Annotated in this window: 18 protein-coding genes; 8 read left to right on the top strand and 10 right to left on the bottom strand. The window is 71.0% G+C overall.

Features of this window, described 5'->3' with window-relative positions; translation table 11 throughout:
- The first annotated feature begins 41 nt into the window (after positions 1 to 41).
- The 5 genes from A5701_RS14405 to A5701_RS14385 all read left to right on the top strand — a co-directional run bounded on the left by A5701_RS14405 (position 42) and on the right by A5701_RS14385 (position 3,369).
- Positions 42 to 479, top strand: a complete 438-nt coding sequence (locus tag A5701_RS14405; RefSeq protein WP_067754472.1) for a DUF2510 domain-containing protein — start codon at positions 42 to 44, stop codon at positions 477 to 479.
- 421 nt (positions 480 to 900) lie between these two features.
- Complete coding sequence (locus A5701_RS14400; protein ID WP_067754469.1) at positions 901 to 1,122, top strand: Rv1535 family protein; 222 nt, start codon at positions 901 to 903, stop codon at positions 1,120 to 1,122.
- Between the two features lie 23 nt (positions 1,123 to 1,145).
- On the top strand, positions 1,146 to 1,985 hold the full coding sequence (locus A5701_RS14395) for a dienelactone hydrolase family protein (RefSeq protein ID WP_067754466.1): 840 nt from the start codon (positions 1,146 to 1,148) through the stop codon (positions 1,983 to 1,985).
- Between the two features lie 25 nt (positions 1,986 to 2,010).
- The gene (locus A5701_RS14390) at positions 2,011 to 2,277 is read left to right on the top strand and encodes a polyketide cyclase (protein WP_082969751.1); all 267 of its coding nucleotides are present in this window, start codon (positions 2,011 to 2,013) and stop codon (positions 2,275 to 2,277) included.
- Positions 2,278 to 2,325: 48 nt separating this feature from the next.
- Positions 2,326 to 3,369 (top strand): LLM class F420-dependent oxidoreductase, encoded by a 1,044-nt coding sequence (locus A5701_RS14385; protein WP_067754611.1) that lies wholly within the window; start codon positions 2,326 to 2,328, stop codon positions 3,367 to 3,369.
- A gap of 4 nt (positions 3,370 to 3,373) precedes the next feature.
- On the opposite strand, the gene A5701_RS14380 is transcribed toward A5701_RS14385, so the two are convergent.
- From A5701_RS14380 to eccCa, 9 genes are all read right to left on the bottom strand, one after another.
- Positions 3,374 to 4,681: a hypothetical protein gene (locus tag A5701_RS14380; RefSeq protein ID WP_067754463.1), complete on the bottom strand. Its 1,308-nt coding sequence runs from the start codon at positions 4,679 to 4,681 to the stop codon at positions 3,374 to 3,376.
- Positions 4,682 to 4,683: 2 nt separating this feature from the next.
- Positions 4,684 to 5,013, bottom strand: a complete 330-nt coding sequence (locus tag A5701_RS14375) for a type VII secretion target (protein WP_067754460.1) — start codon at positions 5,011 to 5,013, stop codon at positions 4,684 to 4,686.
- A gap of 43 nt (positions 5,014 to 5,056) precedes the next feature.
- Positions 5,057 to 6,394, bottom strand: a complete 1,338-nt coding sequence (gene glmM / locus A5701_RS14370; RefSeq protein WP_067754457.1) for a phosphoglucosamine mutase — start codon at positions 6,392 to 6,394, stop codon at positions 5,057 to 5,059.
- 149 nt (positions 6,395 to 6,543) lie between these two features.
- The gene (rpsI, locus tag A5701_RS14365) at positions 6,544 to 7,032 is read right to left on the bottom strand and encodes a 30S ribosomal protein S9 (RefSeq protein WP_082950421.1); all 489 of its coding nucleotides are present in this window, start codon (positions 7,030 to 7,032) and stop codon (positions 6,544 to 6,546) included.
- Positions 7,029 to 7,472: a 50S ribosomal protein L13 gene (rplM, locus tag A5701_RS14360; protein ID WP_007172542.1), complete on the bottom strand. Its 444-nt coding sequence runs from the start codon at positions 7,470 to 7,472 to the stop codon at positions 7,029 to 7,031. The genes rpsI and rplM overlap by 4 nt, the downstream gene beginning before the upstream one ends.
- A 220-nt stretch (positions 7,473 to 7,692) precedes the next feature.
- Positions 7,693 to 7,989, bottom strand: a complete 297-nt coding sequence (locus A5701_RS14355; protein ID WP_067754454.1) for a WXG100 family type VII secretion target — start codon at positions 7,987 to 7,989, stop codon at positions 7,693 to 7,695.
- A 14-nt stretch (positions 7,990 to 8,003) separates the two neighbouring features.
- The gene (locus A5701_RS14350) at positions 8,004 to 8,321 is read right to left on the bottom strand and encodes a WXG100 family type VII secretion target (protein ID WP_067754451.1); all 318 of its coding nucleotides are present in this window, start codon (positions 8,319 to 8,321) and stop codon (positions 8,004 to 8,006) included.
- Positions 8,322 to 8,372: 51 nt separating this feature from the next.
- The gene (locus A5701_RS14345; protein ID WP_067754448.1) at positions 8,373 to 9,596 is read right to left on the bottom strand and encodes a type VII secretion-associated protein; all 1,224 of its coding nucleotides are present in this window, start codon (positions 9,594 to 9,596) and stop codon (positions 8,373 to 8,375) included.
- Positions 9,593 to 13,294: a type VII secretion protein EccCa gene (eccCa, locus tag A5701_RS14340; RefSeq protein ID WP_067754445.1), complete on the bottom strand. Its 3,702-nt coding sequence runs from the start codon at positions 13,292 to 13,294 to the stop codon at positions 9,593 to 9,595. Before eccCa ends, A5701_RS14345 begins: the two co-directional genes overlap by 4 nt.
- Positions 13,295 to 13,386: 92 nt before the next feature.
- On the opposite strand from eccCa, the gene eccD reads away from it, so the two are divergent.
- Both eccD and mycP read left to right on the top strand, forming a co-directional pair.
- Positions 13,387 to 14,811 carry a type VII secretion integral membrane protein EccD gene (gene eccD, locus A5701_RS14335; protein WP_067754602.1) on the top strand — a complete coding sequence of 475 codons (1,425 nt, stop codon included), beginning with the start codon at positions 13,387 to 13,389 and terminating at the stop codon, positions 14,809 to 14,811.
- A 2-nt stretch (positions 14,812 to 14,813) separates the two neighbouring features.
- Entirely contained in the window at positions 14,814 to 16,100 is a 1,287-nt protein-coding gene (gene mycP / locus A5701_RS14330; RefSeq protein ID WP_156670094.1) for a type VII secretion-associated serine protease mycosin, read from the top strand.
- Here the strand turns inward: mycP and eccB are convergent.
- A complete protein-coding gene (gene eccB / locus A5701_RS14325; RefSeq protein ID WP_067754439.1) occupies positions 16,068 to 17,435 on the bottom strand; it encodes a type VII secretion protein EccB in 1,368 nt (455 codons plus the stop codon). The genes mycP and eccB overlap by 33 nt on opposite strands.
- A 120-nt stretch (positions 17,436 to 17,555) precedes the next feature.
- On the opposite strand from eccB, the gene A5701_RS14320 reads away from it, so the two are divergent.
- On the top strand, positions 17,556 to 18,398 hold the full coding sequence (locus A5701_RS14320; protein WP_067754435.1) for a cutinase family protein: 843 nt from the start codon (positions 17,556 to 17,558) through the stop codon (positions 18,396 to 18,398).
- The last annotated feature ends 26 nt before the right edge of the window (positions 18,399 to 18,424 follow it).

Raw genomic sequence — 18,424 nt, 5'->3', positions numbered from 1 at the left:
AGGGTAGTGCAGGCGCACCCCCAACCCCGCACGCCGAGGCTATGGTTAGGCCGCCCACCTGCGCAGGAAGGTTTGTTGTGACCGACCCGTACCGTCAGTTCTCCGTCCGGCTCATCGAGCACATCGGCGCAGTCATCTTCTGGCAGCAGCGCAGCTACGCCGTCACGGGCACCCTCGAGCAGTGCGAGCGGGCATACCGGTCCGCGCAGACGCAAAACCTGCTGGCCGGCTGGTGGAGCCTGCTCTCGCTGCTGGTGTTGAACTGGGTCGCGCTGGTCTCCAACTGGAACGCGATGCGGCAGGTTCGCAAGTTGGCCGCGCTGCCACCCGGCGCCGCCCACGTCCCCGCCCCGCCCCCGGCCGCCGGTCCGCCGCCGGGCTGGTACGGCGACCCGTCGGGGCCCGGGCACCGGTATTGGGACGGAGTCAGGTGGACACCGTGGACCAATCCACCCGGGTTTCCGGCCCAGGGCCGCTGACCATCCCCTTTACATCGTCTTCATAAACGATAGAAACGCTTTTCACCTGATGTATTTGTGGCGTTTTCGTTTGCGTCATCGCTGAACCAATCTGCCTACTTAGAATTCTGGAATCGGCTACAACCGGCAACCGTCGGAGCCACCAGAAAGGACAGCTCGTTGACGCCCGCCTGATCACTACCGCCTGGCGAGCCATGCGGCTCAACAGTGTAAATGCGCAGAGCGCGACCATATCTTCGTAGCAATAGAACCTTTATGCAGACATCAATGATGATAGTCCAGCTACCCGGAAACTGCGTTAGACGGCCGACTAATTATTTGGCTTAAAAATAACTGCCCAGATAATGCGTAAGCCGCCGGATAGCTAACCGTTAGTAAATGTTAATCCGAAATTCCGCACCGCTTCTTTTAGGAGAGAATCATGACCGCTGTTCTGTTCGACGATGTGATGACCGAGCTGCCCGTGCCCAGCCTGACGCTCGCGCCGGCGCCCGCCCCCAAGCCCGCGCCCCGGCGGCGTCATCGCGAGCCGATCGCCAGTGGCGACCCGATGGTCGACACGGCCGCGAAGTTACTGAGCTTCCCGCTGCGCCACATGTATGCGGCGCTGTGGCGGGTGGGCGTCATCGAGGTCATGGCCTGACCGGGATGCGCTAACGTCGACGCGTGGCCCGCACCCGCAAGCTGTTCGCAGCCCTCAACCGCCGTGGTCCGCACCGGGTTTTGCGTGGTGACCTGGCCTTCGCCGGTTTGCCCGGGGTGGTGTACACCCCGGAGGCGGGGCTGGGTCTGCCCGGCGTCGCGTTCGGGCACGACTGGCTGACCAAGGCCGGCCGGTATGCGGGTCTGCTCGAACACCTCGCGTCCTGGGGCATCGTGGCCGGCGCTCCCGACACCGAGCGCGGCCTGGCCCCCTCCGTCCTGAACTTCGCCTTCGACCTCGGCACCGCGCTGGACATCGTCTCTGGGGTGCGGCTCGGGCCGGGCAAGATCAGCGTGAATCCGGCCAAGCTCGGCGTGGTCGGACACGGTTTCGGCGGCTCGGCGGCGGTGTTCGCCGCGGCCGGCATGCCGAACAAGCCGGCCGCCGCGGCGGCGTTGTTTCCCGCGGTCACCAGCCCCCCGGCCGAGGCACCGGCGGCGACGCTCAAGCTGCCGGGGTTGATCCTGACCGCGCCGGGCGATCCGAAGTCGCTGACGTCGAACGCGCTGTCGCTGTCCCGGGCGTGGGACGCGGCCACGCTGCGGGTCGTCAGCAAGGCCCAGCCCGGCGGCCTGGTGGAGGGCCGACGGCTAACGAAGGTGTTCGGCCTGGCCAGCCCGCACCGGCGCACGCAGCGGACGGTGCGCGCGCTGCTCACCGGCTACCTGCTCTACACGCTGGGCGGCGACAAGACCTACCGCGATTTCGCCGATCCCGACGTGGCGCTGCCCAAGACGGAACCGCTGGATGCCGAGGCCGCCCCCGTCGCGCTCGAGGAGAAGATCGTCGCGCTGTTGAAGTGACGCGGCAACCGGGTAATTGCTCACTGTGTCGACCGTGCGCGCCCTATACGGACGCTGGATCACCGAGCTCTGGGCGGGCCGGGTCGTCGACGAGACCCGAAACACGATGGCCGACTTGACCTTTGCCATCGAACTGGGACCCTTCGCCGCGGGCGACCTGGTGGCGGGCCGCTGGGTCGGCAAGGGCCGCGGGCCCGACGGACCGGTGTCCTTCACCGGCAACGACATCCTGCGGCGGTCGGCAGACGGTCGACGGTTCGCGGAGTACTGGACGGGCACCTCGGCCGGCTGAACTCCGAGCGGCCGCGGCGCCGGGGTGCCGTCGTGGTATCTGTCGTTGATGCGAATCGGGATCGCCCTGGATTATTCGGGCGGCTTTCACCAGGCCGTGGACCGCGTGGTGGAGCTCGAGAAGGCCGGCATCGACATCGCCGTGGTGGCCGAGGCGTACGCCTTCGACGCCGTCAGCCAGCTCGGGTACCTGGCGGCCAAGACGAACACCGTCGAGTTGGCCTCGGGGGTGTTCCCCATCTACATCCGCACCCCCTCGCTGCTGGCGATGACGGCCGCGGGGCTGGATTTCGTGTCCGACGGGCGCTTCCGGCTGGGGATCGGCACGTCGGGGCCGCAGGTGATCGAGGGCTTTCACGGCGTCGAGTTCGACGCGCCGCTGGGCCGCACCCGCGAGATCGTGGAGATCTGCCGCAAGGTGTGGCGGCGGGAACGCCTGCAGCACAACGGCAAGCACTACCAGATCCCGCTGCCGCCCGACCGCGGGACGGGGCTGGGCAAATCGCTGCAGCTCATCAATCATCCCGTGCGCGAACGCATTCCGATCACGATCGCCGCGCTGGGCCCGAAGAACGTCGAGCTGACCGCCGAGATCGCCGAAGGCTGGCAGCCGGTCTTCTACCTGCCGGACAAGGCCGCGTCGGTGTGGGGGGACGCGCTGGCGGCCGGGGCCGCCAAGCGCGATCCCGCGCTGGGGCCGCTGGACGTCATGGTGCACGCGTCGGTGGCGATAGGCGAGGACGTGGACGAGCGGCTGGCGTGGGTCAAGCCGCAGCTGGGCCTCTACCTCGGCGGGATGGGCGCCAAGGGCCGCAATTTCTATCACGCCCTGGCGACGCGCTACGGGTTCGGCGAGGTCGCCGACCGCATCCAGGAGCTGTACCTGTCCGGCCGCAAAAAGGAGGCCATCGACGCGGTGCCGGACGAGCTGGTGCGCGGCATGTCGCTGGTCGGCCCGCGCGGTTACGTCGCCGAGCGCCTGGCCGCCTTCGCCGAGGCCGGTGTGACGACGCTGCTGCTCAGCCCGCTGGCCACCGACCGCGCCGAATCCGTGCGCTTCGTCGAGGACGTGCTGCAAATCCGCCCGGCCTGAGCCATCACTGCCCCGCCTGCGGCAGCTGGTCCGCGGCGATCTCGCAGGGCGTCTTCCCATCGGTCGCCGGCGGCACGGGCCCGCCCGCCGCGGGAGGGGCAACCGGTGGCGGTGGGTTGACCGGCGCTTCGACGGGTGGCGCCGGCGTATCCGCCGGCTGCGGCGCCGCCCGCGGCTGAGCCGCCACGTCGGGCTCGGATCCTCCGGTGTCCGCGGCGTTTTCGCTGTCCTCGGTCCTGATGGGCTCGTCGTCCTCGTCGTCGGGCTTGAAGGGGTCCTCGTCGAGGGCGTCGCCCTCGTCGAAGGGATCGCCAGCGCCCGCCTCGTCGCCGGCCGAGCCGATCAGCCCACCGACCGCGTCGACGATCCTGCCGGCCAACCCCAGCAGACCCGCACCACCACCACCGCCGAGCCCACCGCCCAGATCGCCCGCCGGCATGACGCCCGCGTCGCCGAGCGCGGATCCCCAATCAGGTTGCGGCGCGGCGGGAACCGGAGCCGGCGCGAGCGTGGCCGCCGTCGGCGCCGGATCCGGCGGCGGGCTCGGGATCGCGGCCGCGGGCACCACCGCGACGGGCGCGACGGCGGGCGGCGCCGCCCGCACCGGCTGGTAGCCGGGTCCCAGATCCCCGGGGGTCTCGAAGCGCACCATCGGCGCGGCGGCCATCCGTTCGGTGACCATGTCGTAGGCGGTGTCGATACCGTCGCGCGTCGACCGCATCGTCGTCAGCCAGTCGTCGCGAATCTCGTTGTCCACGTAGGGCATCACCTGCCCGCGCACCATCTCCTCGGCGGCGTGCCGGTCCCCCGCCCCGGCCGTGACCGTGGCGGCGGCGGCCAGCCACGCCGGCCGCTGCGACCGGGTGCCGTCGTCGACCGAAATGGCCGTCGTGACCTTCGAATCGACCAGGTACCACAGGTTGTCGCGCAGCGACTCGCACCGCTGGGCGGCCGCGCGCAGTTCGGTGGCGACCGCCCCGGCGGCGTCGCAGTGGCGTTCGACAAACCGCACCGCGGCGTCGCCGGCGGGCCCGACCCACGCCGCGGCCAACTCGGCCATCTGGGCGCGCTGCACCCGCAACGCCTCGGCGACCGTCTCGCCCGCCGCCCGCAGCTCCGCGCAGTCGCGGTCGAGGGCGCGCAGATCGAGGCCGTCTTCGGTGGCATACCAGTCGCGGATCTGCGCGGGATGCGCCGTCAGGTCGGGATGTTGGTAGCCAAGGGCATGGCAGGCCCGCACGTACAGCTCGGTGTGCTCGACAGCGGGCAGGCCCTCGGCGAGGCGCCCGGCGACATCCAACCGCTCGGCCACGCTCAGGCGATCCGTTCCGCGGCGTACGCCTCGGCGTCGGCGTAGCGGTCGGCGCTGACGCGCAGGGCGCTGGCGATCTCACCGGACGCGCGCGACCACTGTGCCACTTCGGCGGTCAGCCGCTCCAACTCGACGCGCAGCGCGTCGCCGCGCGCGGTGTGTGCCCGGCCGGCGGCGGCCCCGCCGAAAGCCAGCCTGCCCAGCTGATCGCTGAGGGCGCGGTCGAGAAGGTCAGCGGCGGCGCGGAACTGATCTGCCACGCGGTGCGTCGCCGCGACGTCGACCTCGGTGCGGGCCACGGTGACGGGTCGTGTTCCCCTGTCGAATCTCATGCCTAATCTGACGCCCGGGCACGCGCCCCGGTTCCGGGGAGATTCAGTGCGCGGAGCTGACCGCCTCGGCGACCCGGTTCGCCACGCGCTGGGCGACGTCCGCCTCGGGCGCTTCCACCATGACGCGGATGACGGGCTCGGTTCCGGAGGGGCGCAACAGGATTCGGCCGGTGTCACCGAGCTCGGCCTCGGCGTCGCCGACCGCGGTGCGCACGGCGGGCGCGGCGGCGGCGGTGTCCTTGTCGGCCACCCGGACGTTGATCAGCACCTGCGGCAGCGTCTGCATCGGCGCGGCGAGCTCGGTCAGCGACGAGCCGGTCTGCACCATGCGCGTCATCAGCCGCAGCCCGGTGACGATGCCGTCCCCGGTGGAGCCCAGGGCGGGCATCACGATGTGCCCGGACTGCTCGCCGCCGAGGCTGTAGTCGCCGGCCCGCAGCTCCTCGAGGACGTAGCGGTCGCCGACCCCGGTGGTGCGCACGGTGATCCCGGCGGCGCGCATGGCCAGGTGCAGGCCGAGGTTGCTCATCACGGTGGCCACCAGCGTGTCGGAGGCCAGCTCGCCGGCCTCGCGCATGGCCAGCGCGAGCACGACCATGATCGCGTCGCCGTCGACGAGCTCGCCGTTGGCGTCGATGGCCAGGCAGCGGTCGGCGTCCCCGTCGTGGGCCAGCCCCAGGTCCGCGCGGTGGTCGATGACCGCGGCGCGCAGCGAATCCAGGTGGGTGGAGCCGCAGTTGTCGTTGATGTTCAGGCCGTTGGGGTCGGCGTTGATCGCGATGACCCGGGCCCCGGCCGCGCGGTAGGCGCGCGGCGCCACCGACGAGGCCGCGCCGTGCGCGCAGTCGACCACCACGGTCAGGCCGTCGAGCCGCAGCGTGCTGGCCTTGCTCAGGTGGCGCAGGTAGCGGTCGTCGGCGTCCTCGGCGTCGATGACGCGGCCGATCCCGGCGCCGACGGGGCGCATCCCGATTTCCGCGGTGACCAGCGCCTCGATCCGATCTTCGGTTTCGTCGTCGAGCTTGCGGCCGCCGGGGCCGAAGATCTTGATGCCGTTGTCGGGCATCGGGTTGTGCGACGCCGAGATCATCACGCCGAAGTCGGCGTCGTACGCGCCGGTCAGGTAGGCCACCGCGGGCGTGGGCAGGACCCCGACCCGCAGAGCGTCGACGCCCTGGCTGGTCAGCCCGGCGATCACCGCGGCTTCCAGCATCTCGCCGCTGGCCCGGGGGTCGCGCCCGATCACGGCGACGCGCCGCCCGGGTCCGCCCGCGCTGGCCAGGTGCCGCGCGGCGGCGGCGCCCAGCTCCAACGCCAGCTCCGCGGTCAACTCGCGATTGGCGACCCCGCGGACACCGTCGGTGCCGAATAGTCGACCCATGCGGAAAAACCTCTCACAGTTGGCGGTCGTTCACCTAACGTGCCCGTTCTTTTCTGACCGAAACGGGGCGCGTTTGGGCGCAGACACGCCGATACAAGCGCGGAACGTCCCAGTTTGACGCCCCGTTGCGGCCAGAAAGTGATGGTCGATCAGCGCTTGCTGTACTGAGGCGCCTTGCGGGCCTTCTTCAGGCCGTACTTCTTGCGCTCGGTGGCGCGCGGGTCACGGGTGAGGAAGCCGGCCTTCTTCAGCGCGGGCCGGTCCTCGGGCTGCGCCACGATCAGCGCCCGGGCGATGCCCAGCCGCAGCGCCCCGGCCTGGCCCGACGGGCCGCCGCCGTGCAGCAGGGCGAAGATGTCGAAGCTCTCCACCCGGTCCACCGTGACCAGCGGGGCCTTGATCAGCTGCTGGTGCACCTTGTTGGGGAAGTAATCCTCCAGGCTGCGGCCGTTCAGGTCGAACTTGCCGGTGCCGGGCACCAGGCGCACCCTCACCACGGCCTCCTTGCGGCGGCCGACGGTCTGGATGGGCCGGTCGAAGACGAAGGCTTCGGCGGCCGCGGGGGCGGGCGCCTCGGCCGGGACGTCGGGGGTTTCCGGGGTGGCCGTGGTTTCCAGGGCCTCGGTCGTTTCGGTCACTGGGCCACCTGCTTGATCTCGTACGGAACCGGCTTCTGAGCGGCGTGCGGGTGCTCCGGGCCGGCGTAGACGTGGAGTTTGCGCTGGATCTGACGGCTGAGTTTGTTCTTGGGCAGCATGCCGACGATCGCCTTCTCGACGACGCGGTCGGGGTGCTTTTCCATCAGCTCGCCGGTGGTGCGCGAGTGCAGGCCGCCGGGATACCCCGAGTGGCGGTAAGCCAGCTTGCTCTGCAGTTTGTCGCCGGAGAGGGCGACCTTGTCGGCGTTGATGACGATGACGAAGTCACCGCCGTCGACATTGGGGGCGAACGTCGGCTTGTGCTTGCCGCGCAGCAGGGTGGCTGCCGCGACGGCAAGGCGGCCAAGCACCACGTCCGTGGCGTCGATGACGTACCACGACCGCGTGGTGTCACCCGCCTTTGGCGCGTAGGTGGGCACAGCGCTTACCTTTTCTTTCTCGAGGTGGATCCCGGGTCGAGCCGGGTGCCGATCAGGCGTTCGCGGTGGGGCTGGTCTCGGCGACCGACATTGACCCGAGGCCCCGGCGTACCGCACGCCAACCGAGCAGCTTACCGATGCGCGTCCCCGCAGGTCAAAATGACTGTGTGGTCCCAGCGGCTCTCCTCCGCCGGGACCACACAGACGACTGTGGGTGCGGCTAGCGTCCCCAGGCGCTCGCCGCCCGCCGGTCGGCGTTCGCCACCTCGTCCGCGCCGTCGCGCACCGCGTTGCCGAGATCGACCAGAATCTCGTTGAGTGCGCTCGCCGCCTGGTGCCACTTCTGCTGCTCAACCTGGTAGGCGGCCGCAGCCTCGCGCGTCCAGAGCTGCTGCAGCGGGGCGATCTGCGCCCGGAGTTCATCCAGCGCGGCGTTCAGGCGGGCCGATGTGGTGTGGATTTCCTGCCGCACCGAATACTCGATCTCGCCGAAGTTGTAGGACAACGCTGATTCCACTGATGATCCCCCGATCACAGGTTTCCGCCGGCGGCGGCGATGTGGGCCGCGTGGTCATGGCCGGCCTCCTGCAGGGTGGCCGCGTTCTGCCGAATGGTCTCGCCGATCGCGTGCAGGACGTGATAGAGCCGCAACGACTCGGCATTCCAGCGATCCACCACATCCCTGAACCGCGCGGCCGCCGCCCCGCCCCACACCGACGCGGGCACCGCACCCATGCGGCCGATGAACGCCTGCAGCATGGCCCGGATCTCCTCATTGCGGGCGTCCGTGCTGCCCGCGACCGACCGCATCAAGTCGAAGTCGGTGCTCAGTGTGTTGGGTGCACTCATACCAAGTTCGACCCGGATAACGCTCATTTGGTTCCACCGAATTTTCGGGGTTCATCCGACCGCGTGGGCCGACCGCACGGCCTGCTCGCAGGCGCCGCGTACGGCCTCTTCGCCGCCGGGCCGGCTCTGGCATCCGAGGCTGATCCGCACCGGGCCGTCCAGCAGCACCGTCCACCGCACGTGATGGGCGGCGCGCACTTCGCGATAGGTCACCGCTGGCCTGCCTGCGCTGATGCCGGAGGGGTTGAAGTCGACGAACACCCCCGCGGGCTCGGCGTCGATCGCCTGCTGCAACCGCTCGGCGGTGCCACTCAGCGTCTCGCCCACCACCGGTGACTGCGTGACGTGCAACGCCACTTCGGGGTCGGACGGGGAGGTGACCTGGATCCGCGCCGACCCGGGCCCGGCGACCACCCGTTGGGTGGGCCAATCCGCCGGCACCGCCACCGCCACCCGGCCTTCCACCAGAAACGTGGTCGGCACGGCCTGGACCGTCGGCGCGGTCACCGTACGAGGCCGGTCTGCGCTGATCCCGGCAGGGGCCGCGGCGGCCAGCACGATGCCGGCCGCGCCGATGCCGGCGAGCGTCCGCGCACGGGGTCGGCCACGATCGTCGCCCGGCTTGGCTGGCCGATCGAGATCGGACACCGCCAGCCGGGCGAGCCGGGCCAGCCGGGCGGCACCGATTCGCACCACCGTCCGCCCGTTGCCGCCCGCCACGGCGGCGATCGCCGCAGCCAGCGTCGACGACCCGGCGATGGTGCTCGGCTCGTCGATCAGCAGGACGCCCGCGGGGCGGCCCGCTACCGCGGCGATCACCTCGTCGGCGACGGCGCACGATTGCGCCCCGCGCCGGATGGCGACGGCGGCGTCACCCACCACCACCATCCGCTCGGCGATCTCCACCACGGTCGCCGTGTCCGCATCGGGGCCGCCGGCCCGCTTCAGCAACCACGACCGGGGCCGCGCCAGCACGTCGTCGGACACGCTGGCGGCCGCGCGGCTCACGACCCCGACGCGCAAGGACGACCACCAGGACGGGTGTAGCACGACCATGCCCTTGCCGCCCGTACAGGCGACGGAGCGCAGCGCGTCCGCCCACAGCGACGCAACGGCTATCGGTCGCCCGCCGACCAACGCGACCCGATCGTCGATCGCACTCAGCGCGGCCGCGATGATCTCGGAGGTCTGCTCGTCGGCGACGGCGCTTGTCCGGCAACATAATCGGCGGATCGCGCCGGGACCCACTTCGATGATGGCGCGGTGTGTGTTCACGGAGCGCTCCAGGCCACCTGGACAAGTTGTTCGTCGCCCGGGCGGGTGAGCAGGACGCCGCGGCCGGGCGGCAACGGCGCGGGCCGACCCGAGCCGAAGGGCGCACCGTCGGCGGCGAATCCGTTCATCATCAGGGTCATGCAGCCGAGCTCACGCACGCCCGCCAGCAGGGGCTCGAAAAATGCGCGCTCGGCGCCGCCGCTTCGGCGCGCGATGGCCATGTGCAAGCCCAGATCCGTTGCAAAGGGCAGGTATTCGGTGAGCGGAGCCAGCGGGTTGGCGGACGGGCCGGCGACCAGGTCGTAATCGTCGACCACGACGTAGATCTCAGGCCCGCACCACCAGGACCCGGCTCGCAGCTGCGCCTGGCTCGCGTCGGCCGGGGGCATTCGCCGCTCCAGCAGGTCGAGCAGATCCGGCAGCGTGCCGGCCAGCGAGCCCGGCGACACGGCAAACCCGCCGAGGTGCTCCGACTCGACCACGCCGAGCAGGGAGCGCCGAAAGTCGACGATGACGAGGCGCGCTTGCGCCGGCGTCTTCGTTCGGACGATCTCGCGGCATAGCGTTCGCAGGGTCGACGTCTTGCCGCATCCCTTGTCGCCGAGCACGAGAAGATGGGCCCACCGGTCGAACTCGCACGGCACGGGCTGCAGTCGGCGCTCCTCGAGGCCGAGCAGGATACGTTGGCCGAGGCCGGGACCCGCCGCCTCCACGACCGTGTGACGCTCGATCAGCGCGGGCAGCAACGGTATCGGCGGCGCGACCGATTCAGCGCTGCCGATCTCGGCCGTCGGCAGGGCGATCATCATGTGCGAGCCGTCGCCGGAAAGACCGCGACCCGGTTTGCCACGCGGAACGTGTTGGGCCGCTTTCCGGTCCAGCTCGGAATCGGCGGGATCACCCAGCCTCAGCTCGATGCGTGTGCCGATCTGGTCGCGTAGCGCCGGCCTGATCTCGGCCCACCGCGATGCGGACAACACCACGTGTACGCCGAAGGAAAGCCCCTGGGAGGCAACCGCGGTCACCGAAGGCTCCAGCGCACCGAATTCCTGGCACAGGCTCGCCCAGCCGTCGACGACGAGGAAGACATCCCCGAACGGATCGGCGTCCGGCGCCGCGCCCTGCGCGCGCAGCCGGCGGTACTCGGTGATCGATCCGACACCACGGTCGCCGAAAAGGGTCTCGCGTGAACGAATGACCGACTCGCATTCGGCGACGATCCGGGCGACGAGGCGCGGTTCGGCCCTCCCAGCGACCGCGCCGACATGGGGGATTGTCCGTGTCGACGTCAGCGCCCCGCCGCCGAAGTCGAGGCAGTAGATCTGCACCTGCCGCGGGGAGTGGGTGGCCGCAAGCGCGGTGATCACCGTGCGGATCGCCGTCGACTTGCCCGACTGTGGCGCCCCGACGACCGCGACATTGCCTGCGGCGCCGCGCAAGTCGGCCAGCAACGGCGTCCGCCGCTGTTCGAAGGGCCGGTCGACGACGCCGAGCGGAATCGTCAGGACGCCTCGTTCGGGCGCACCGGCATCGAGCAGGGTTTGCAGTGCGGGCGCCGGGCCCAGCGGTGGCAGCCAGACCTGGTGCGCGGCCGGGCCATGCCCGCACAGCCGGTCCAGGACGGCGTGCAGCGTCGTCCGCGGCGACGACGCACCGGCCTCGACCCTTCGGGTGATGGCGCCGACGCTTCGGGTCCCGAACGTGCGCACGGACGGATTCGCCACGGATGCCGTGGTCGGCACGCCGGACGCCGCCGGCCCCGAAACGTAAGCGGCGCAGAAGCGGATGAGCTCTCCCCCGCTCGTACGCAGGTAACCCAAGCCGGGCTTGTTGGGCAATTCGTACGCGTCCGAGGTCCCCAGCACGGCACGTGATTCGGCGGCCGACAGGGTCTTCAAGCAGATCCGATAGGACAGGTGGGCGTCGAGCCCGCGCAGTCGGCCCTCGTCGAGCCGTTGGCTCGCCAGTAGCAGGTGCATGCCCAACGATCGGCCGAGCCGCCCGATCGCCACGAACATGTCGGTGAAATCCGGATGCTGAGTGAGCAACTCGGAGAACTCGTCGACGATGATGAACAGGCTGGGCAGGGCGGCCGACCTGGCGCCCGCCCGGCGCGCTTGCTCGTACGCCGCTGCGCTGATATGGCCGGACGCCCGCAGCAGCCGTTGCCGACGATTCATCTCACCGGCCAGGGCGTCGCGCATCCTGGCGACCAACGGCGCCTCGTCGGCGAGGTTCGTGATGACCGCGGCCACGTGTGGGGCCCGCGCATAGTCGAGAAATGTTGCGCCACCTTTGAAGTCGATGAGCAGCAGATTCAGCACTTCGGGAGAGTTGCGCACCATCATGCCCAGTGCGATCGTGCGCAACAGCTCCGACTTGCCGGAGCCGGTGGCCCCGACGCACAGCCCGTGTGGTCCCACGCCGGCGTCCGCGGCCTCCTTGATGTCCAGCTCCACCCGTGCGCCGTCGGCTCGGCTTCCGATCGGGGTGCGGAGCCGACCGCGGTGATCTCGGGCGTGCCACACCGTGATCGGGTCGAAACCGTCCACATCGTCGATTCCCGCCAGGACCGGCCACCCCGCCCCGTCGCCGCCGCGGCGGCCCGTGCCCACCCGGTGTATCGCCAGCCGGCGGGCGCATACCAGCGCCTCCTGGGGGTCCAACCGGTCGGGGCGCGCCGGGCTCTGGGTTTCGCCGGCACAGGTGATCGTCACCGGCGCGTCGGCGCGGCCCCGGCCGAGTTGAAGGACAGTCGCGCCCGCGAGCCCTTCGACGTCGCGGTCCAAGTCAGCGACCACCACCGTGTGCGCCGGACGCACGCCGGTCAGCGCGGCCCGCGCCCCGTCCATGTCGCGGTACACCATCCGCGCCGGCCCCGCCCCGTCGGCCGCCGTCGGATGCTGGTTGTGCGGCAGCCATTTCAGCCACTCCCATTGCCAACGGTCTCGGTCGCCGATCACGCCGACGATCAGCAACTGATCCGGAGGGTGCAAGACGGCGAGTTGGCAGATGATCGCGCGCAACGTTCCGCGGGCGCCGGTCGGGTCGCCGTCGATGGTGACGCACGGACTTTCGCGCAGGGGGACGGCGATCGGCCCGACGATCGTCGCATGCGTACGCAGGAAGCGATCCAATGCGGTGGCGGTGACGGGGTCGGTGACGTCCGCGGGCTGGGGCGCGACCAACCTAGTGGCGAGCGGCCGGGGCCCGGCACCGACGCGGACAAGGCAGAAGTCGGGGTCGGTCGCCCGCCGCTCCCACATCCGCCGACCCCCGATCAGTGTCCACAACGTGTCCGGGTCGGGGTGGTCCCACGTCAGTGAGTAACCCTGTGCGGCAGCCGTTTCGAGGACGGTATTGCGCAGCCGGCTGAGGTATGCGAGGTAGCCGAGACGATCGGCGTCGACCCCGCCGCCCCGGCGGCGGCCGCGTCCGGAAAGTGCTGTCACCAGCGTCGAGGCCAGCAGCATGACGGGGAAGGTCACGAACATGGGTGTGCGGGCGCCGCCCGAGCCCGACGCGAACGCCGCAACCATGACGCCCATTCCGGCGACCGCCAACACGGCGGGCAGCAACCGGGACAGCAGGCCAGGCGCCGCCGGTGACGGCGGTTCAGGCGGTGCATCGACGACGAGGTCCGCGGTCGGCACCGCCGGCGGCCGCCGGCGCCCTTCGGGCACGAAGTCCTGGGCCATCTCGTCCCTCCCGTTCGACGACCGTAGGCAGCACCCCATTCGACGACAAGTCACCTGTGGACAGCGGCACACCCGGCTGCCGGATGGTCGCTATGTTCTCAGCATTACGACTGAAGGGGTCACGTTTGCCTGCAACCGATTTGGGGCTGTGCCGGGTGTCAATCCATGCCGGCTCCGCCGTCGCGGACCTGGCCCTCCCGGCCGAGGTCCCCGTCGGCGTCCTGACGCCGTCGATCGTCGACATCCTGCAGGCCCGGGACGGCGACGACGGTCTGACCGCGAAGCGCTACCACCTTTCACCCCCCGGCTTGTCCGCTCTGGGCCCGTCGAAAACGCTGGCGCAGAACGGCATCGGAGACGGCGCGGTTCTGTTACTGAGCCAGGGTTCTCCACCACCGCCGCCCTTCCTGCACCACGATCCGGCGGAGGCCGTGTCCGAGGCGCTGGCGGGTTCCGGCGCTACGACGAATACCGGGCACCGGTTCGCGGTACGGCTCGCCGGCGCGCTGGCGGCGAACGCCCTGACCGTCGTCGGCATGTTCGCCCTGACCCGAAACACGCTCAGCGGCGGCGCCGACCGTGATCGCCATGCGACGGTGGGCGTGTTGGTGATCTTGGCCGCGATCGCCCTCGTGTCGGCCGCCTTGACGCACCGGTTCCGCCGCGATGCGGTCGCCGGGCTGGCGCTCAACGCGATGGCAACGACATTCGCGGCGGTTGGCGGCTTTTTGGCGGTGCCCGGCGGGCCGGGGGTATGCAACGTGTTGCTGGCCGCGACGGCGGCGGCGGCCACCTGCGTGCTGGCGATCCGGGCCTCGCGTTGCGCCGTCGTCGTGCTGACCGCCGTGTCGTGCGCCGCGACGATCGTCGCGATCGCCGCTTTGGTGGGGGCGATCACCGGCGCACCGCCGTACGCGGTCGGCGCGGCATCGGCGCTGACATCGCTTGGCCTGCTTGGAGTAGCGGCGCGGCTGTCGATCGTGCTGGCGGGGCTATCGCCCCGGGTGCGGCCGATGGCTGGATCCGACGAGACCGAAGCAAACGGGACGCACCTGGTGGCGCGCGCACTCCGCGCCGACGCCTGGGCGTCGAGCCTGCTTGCCGCGTTCGCGTCGTCGGCGGCCGTCGGCGCCGTCGTCACCGTCCTGGCCGGCGCACCGCGCTTGTCTTGCATCGCGTTTGGCAGCATCACCGGCGCGTTGCTACTGCTGCGTGCGCGTACTAGTGATAACGCCAGAATGCTGACGCTGGTGATCGCCGGAATCGCCGTCGTAGGAACGACGTTCGGTGTAGCCGTCTCGAGTGCGCCGGGGCGCGGGCCTGGGGTGGCCGCGGCGACGGCAACGCTGGCAGCCGGGGCCGTCTATTTCGGCTTCGTCGCGCCCGCTATCTCGACTCCACGCGTATTGTGCCGAGCCGCCGACGCCCTGGAGTGGCTCGCGCTGGTTGCCACCGCCCCGCTGACCTGCTGGATCTGCGGACTGTACGGGGCCGTCCGGGGATTGCATTTCCGGTGAGGTTGTCTCCCATCGCGTGCCTCCCGTTGGTCTGGGCGCTGGTGTCGCCGCTTGCAGCACCGACCGCGCAGGCGGTTTCGCCGCCGCAGATCGACGACAAATGGTTACCGAAGCCGGCGCGACCCGCGGCCGCGTTTCCGACGGTGCAACGTGAGGTGTGCGCGGCCGTGACGACGGGACCGGCACCCAACCGGCCGCCCGACATCCTCGACCTGTCGCGGGTCTGGCCGCTGACCCGCGGCGCCGGGCAACGGGTCGCGGTCATCGACACCGGCGTTTCGCCGCAGCGAGCGCTGCCGAACGTGGTGCCGGGCGGTGACTACGTCTCCAACGGCGACGGCACCCAGGATTGCGACGCGCACGGCACCCTGGTCGCCGGAATCGTTGCAGCGGAACGGGATTCGAGCGTGTCCGGATTCAGCGGCGTTGCGCCCGAAGCCACCCTGATCAGCATTCGCCAGTCCAGCGCGAAGTTCTCCCCCGCCAGCGATCGGTCCCGCACCGGCGTCGGCGACGTCGAGACCATGGCGAAGGCCGTCCGCACCGCCGCGGATCTGGGTGCCTCGGTGATCAACATCTCCTCGGTCGCCTGCGTTCCGGCTGCCGCGACGCTCGATGACCGCGCGCTCGGCGCCGCGCTGGCCTACGCAGTGGACATCAAGAACGTGGTCGTCGTCGCCGCGGCCGGCAACACGGGCAGCGCCGCGCAGTGCCCTCCGCAGCGCTTGGACGCCACTTGGGAAACCGTCACGGTCGCGGTCAGTCCGGCGTGGTACGACGACTACGTGCTCACCGTCGGTTCGGTGAACGACGAGGGGGCGCCGTCGGCATTCACCCTCGCCGGGCCCTGGGTCGACGTCGCCGCCCCCGGCGAGGCGGTCACGCCGCTGGGCTCGGCGCCGGTGTCCGGCACCAGTTATGCCGCGCCGGTCGTCAGTGGGCTGGCCGCCCTGATCCGGGCCCGGTTTCCGGTGCTGACCGCTCGGCAGGTGATGCAGCGCATCGAGTCGACGTCGCATCACCCGCCGGCCGGGTGGGATCCGCTCGTCGGTCACGGCACGATCGACGCCCTGGCGGCGGTGAGCACCGATGTCGTTGCACCGGAGTCCACGCCGACGCCGGACCCGGCGCCTATCGCCGCGCCCCCGGCGGCCGCGCCGCCGAACGCGCGCGCCCGGCACACCGCACTGCGCGGCGTCGTCGTCTGCCTCGCGGGATTGGGCATCGCGCTGGCCGTCGGTGTGGCGAGGGGCCGACTAAGGGGCCGGGACGAAGTCGCGGGCGGTTGACGCCTGTTGTCTGCTGAGCTCGGGGCCGGCGGGAAGGGTCTGCAGGATCGGCCACGGCGCCGGGATCGCCGCCGGCAGCCCAAGGTCCCGCGCGGCGTCGTCGTCGTGGATCGGGAACCGCGCTCCGGTGTCGGTGACCAGGTACCGCGTGCCGACTCGCACGTAGGCGCTCCGGCCGGGCGGCACGTACACGGCGTCCAGCGCGGGGCCGGGCCCGTCGGCCCGTGACAAGGTCACCGGCGCCTGACCGGGCGGCAACGGCACTCGGTTGCCGGTGAGAAGCGCGGCACCGGCCTGGCCGGATGGCGCCGCCTGCCATGAGACGCACAACGTGCCGTTGTCGTCCGGCAGTGTCGGCGCCCGGTCGGGGAAGCTACCCACCGGCAGCGCGTCGACGATCGGAGCGGCGCGGATCGCGTCGGGTGCGACCGTCACGGCGTTGCTGGTGCGCTGCGGGTTGCTGAAGCGCAGGAGATCGGCAGCCAGTTGTCCGATGCGCTGAATCCCGGCGGCGAGCACCGCGTAATACTCGTCACCGCCGGCCCGCGTGATGCGCACCACGCTGCCGATCGTGAACCCCGGCAATCCCGCCGCCTTCTCGCCCGCGCCCCGGATCCGCGGCGCGCTGATCGGTGGCGCCTCGGGGATGGCGCCCAGCAACGCCGGCGAAACGGGTCGCGGCGCGCGGCGCTCAAGCCGGAAAGCGCGCGTCACCGCGGAGTCGGCGAGGTCCAGCACGGCCCGCTGCCCGTTATAGAGCAGGTAGGCGGGCGAACCCGGGCCGGACGCGACCAGGACGGCCTCGCCGGCGCTCAAGCGGCGGGCCGCCGCGTCGTCCGTGCGGCCCACGAGGACGGTCGTGGTGCCAGCGTGGTCCGTATCGCAGATCGCCCAGGCCGACTCGTCCGCCTTCAACGGCTCCCCGATCAGCTGCGGCGCGCCCGGGATACCCAGCGGCGGTCCGCGTTTGGCGCGGGCCAGGTCCGCTTCCGGCACAGGCTGGGGTTTGGCCGCCGTCGCCGCGATCAACCGCGCCGACGCTAGGTTCAGCACCGGATGCCAGGTGTCGCCCACCCGCACGTAGAGAGCCCCGGACTCTTGTCCCATCACCAGTTGCGCGCCATCCAGCGCCACCCGGGGCCGCAGCAAAGCAAGGGCCGCGGCCGCCGCGACGGCGATCGCGGCCAGGATGCACCCGATCGTCAGCGCCGGCGTTCGCGCCCGCGTGCGATCGCTGAGGGTGTGGACATCCCCGCCCAGCAACGCGCATTCGAGGCGACGCAGCAGGAATAGGTAGCCGCTGACCTGCAGCCCGGTGGTCGGCTGACGCGGCACTGGTCCCCCTACCCTGCGCAGTTGTTGCACACACGCTAAAGCGGGCATAGGTCGGGCCGCTTAATTGATCCACAGGCCAGCGAACTTTCGAACCGTGCTTAGGGTAGGTAAAGTTACGGCGTGTTTTCTCACCGGATAGGTCGCTGCGTGGGTCTGGGGGCCTCCGCGCTGGTCACCGCGTCTGGCCTGCTGCTGTCCCCCGCCGCGGCGCCGACAGCCTCCGCTTTCGACTGCCCGGACGTCGAGGTCATCTTCGCCCGCGGCACCAACGAGCCCCCGGGCCTGGGCCGGGTCGGCGACGCGTTGGTCGACTCACTGCGCGAGCAGACCCACCTCAACATCCTCCCCTACGGGGTGAACTACGCGGCCAGCAAGCTGCAGCTGCACGGCGGTGACGGCGCCAACGACACCATCGACCGGGTCAAGAAGAGCGTCGAAACCTGCCCGAACACCAAGATCGTGCTGGGCGGCTACTCGCAGGGCGCATCGGTGATGGACATCGTGGCCGGCGTCCCGATCGGCGGCATCAGCTGGGGCAACAAGCTGCCCGAGCAGTACGCCAACAACATCGCGGCCGTGGTCACGTTCGGTGACGTGGCCGACCGCGCCGGCGGCACGCTGCCCACCCAGAGCGCGCTGCTGGGGTCGAAGGCCGCCGACTACTGCAACCCCAACGACCCGATCTGCCACGCCGGTCCCGGTAACGAGTGGAGCGGGCACACCGAGGGCTACGTCCCCGTGTACACCACCCAGGCCGCGGCGTTCGTCGCCCAGAAACTGGCCGGCTCCAGCCCGTCCAGCCCCGCGTTCGGGCCGCCGCTGGGCCCCGTTCCCGGTGGGACGCCGTCGCCGGTCAACGGGCAGACCCCGCCCGGCTCGCCGCCGTCGATCCACGGCGACACCGGTCCCGCGCCCACGCCGGCGACGCCGACCACGGTGACTCCGCAAGCACCTCTCGTCTGAATCGTTACCGGCCCGCGACCAACGCG

It is taken from the genome of Mycobacterium sp. E3305 (genome assembly GCF_001666785.1).
In the GTDB taxonomy this organism is placed as follows: domain Bacteria; phylum Actinomycetota; class Actinomycetes; order Mycobacteriales; family Mycobacteriaceae; genus Mycobacterium.
Note: the sequence above shows the minus strand (reverse complement) of the source record. Positions and strands in the feature narration are given on the sequence as shown.

Bases quoted from the DNA above. Each gene is read 5' to 3' on its own strand.
- A5701_RS14405 (WP_067754472.1), top strand. From the start codon at position 42: ATGGTTAGGCCGCCCACCTGCGCAGGAAGGTTTGTTGTGACCGACCCG.
- A5701_RS14400 (WP_067754469.1), top strand. From the start codon at position 901: ATGACCGCTGTTCTGTTCGACGATGTGATGACCGAGCTGCCCGTGCCC.
- A5701_RS14385 (WP_067754611.1), top strand. From the start codon at position 2,326: ATGCGAATCGGGATCGCCCTGGATTATTCGGGCGGCTTTCACCAGGCC.
- A5701_RS14375 (WP_067754460.1), bottom strand. From the start codon at position 5,013: ATGAGATTCGACAGGGGAACACGACCCGTCACCGTGGCCCGCACCGAG.
- glmM (WP_067754457.1), bottom strand. From the start codon at position 6,394: ATGGGTCGACTATTCGGCACCGACGGTGTCCGCGGGGTCGCCAATCGC.
- A5701_RS14350 (WP_067754451.1), bottom strand. From the start codon at position 8,321: ATGAGTGCACCCAACACACTGAGCACCGACTTCGACTTGATGCGGTCG.
- eccCa (WP_067754445.1), bottom strand. From the start codon at position 13,294: ATGGCCCAGGACTTCGTGCCCGAAGGGCGCCGGCGGCCGCCGGCGGTG.
- eccD (WP_067754602.1), top strand. From the start codon at position 13,387: ATGTTCTCAGCATTACGACTGAAGGGGTCACGTTTGCCTGCAACCGAT.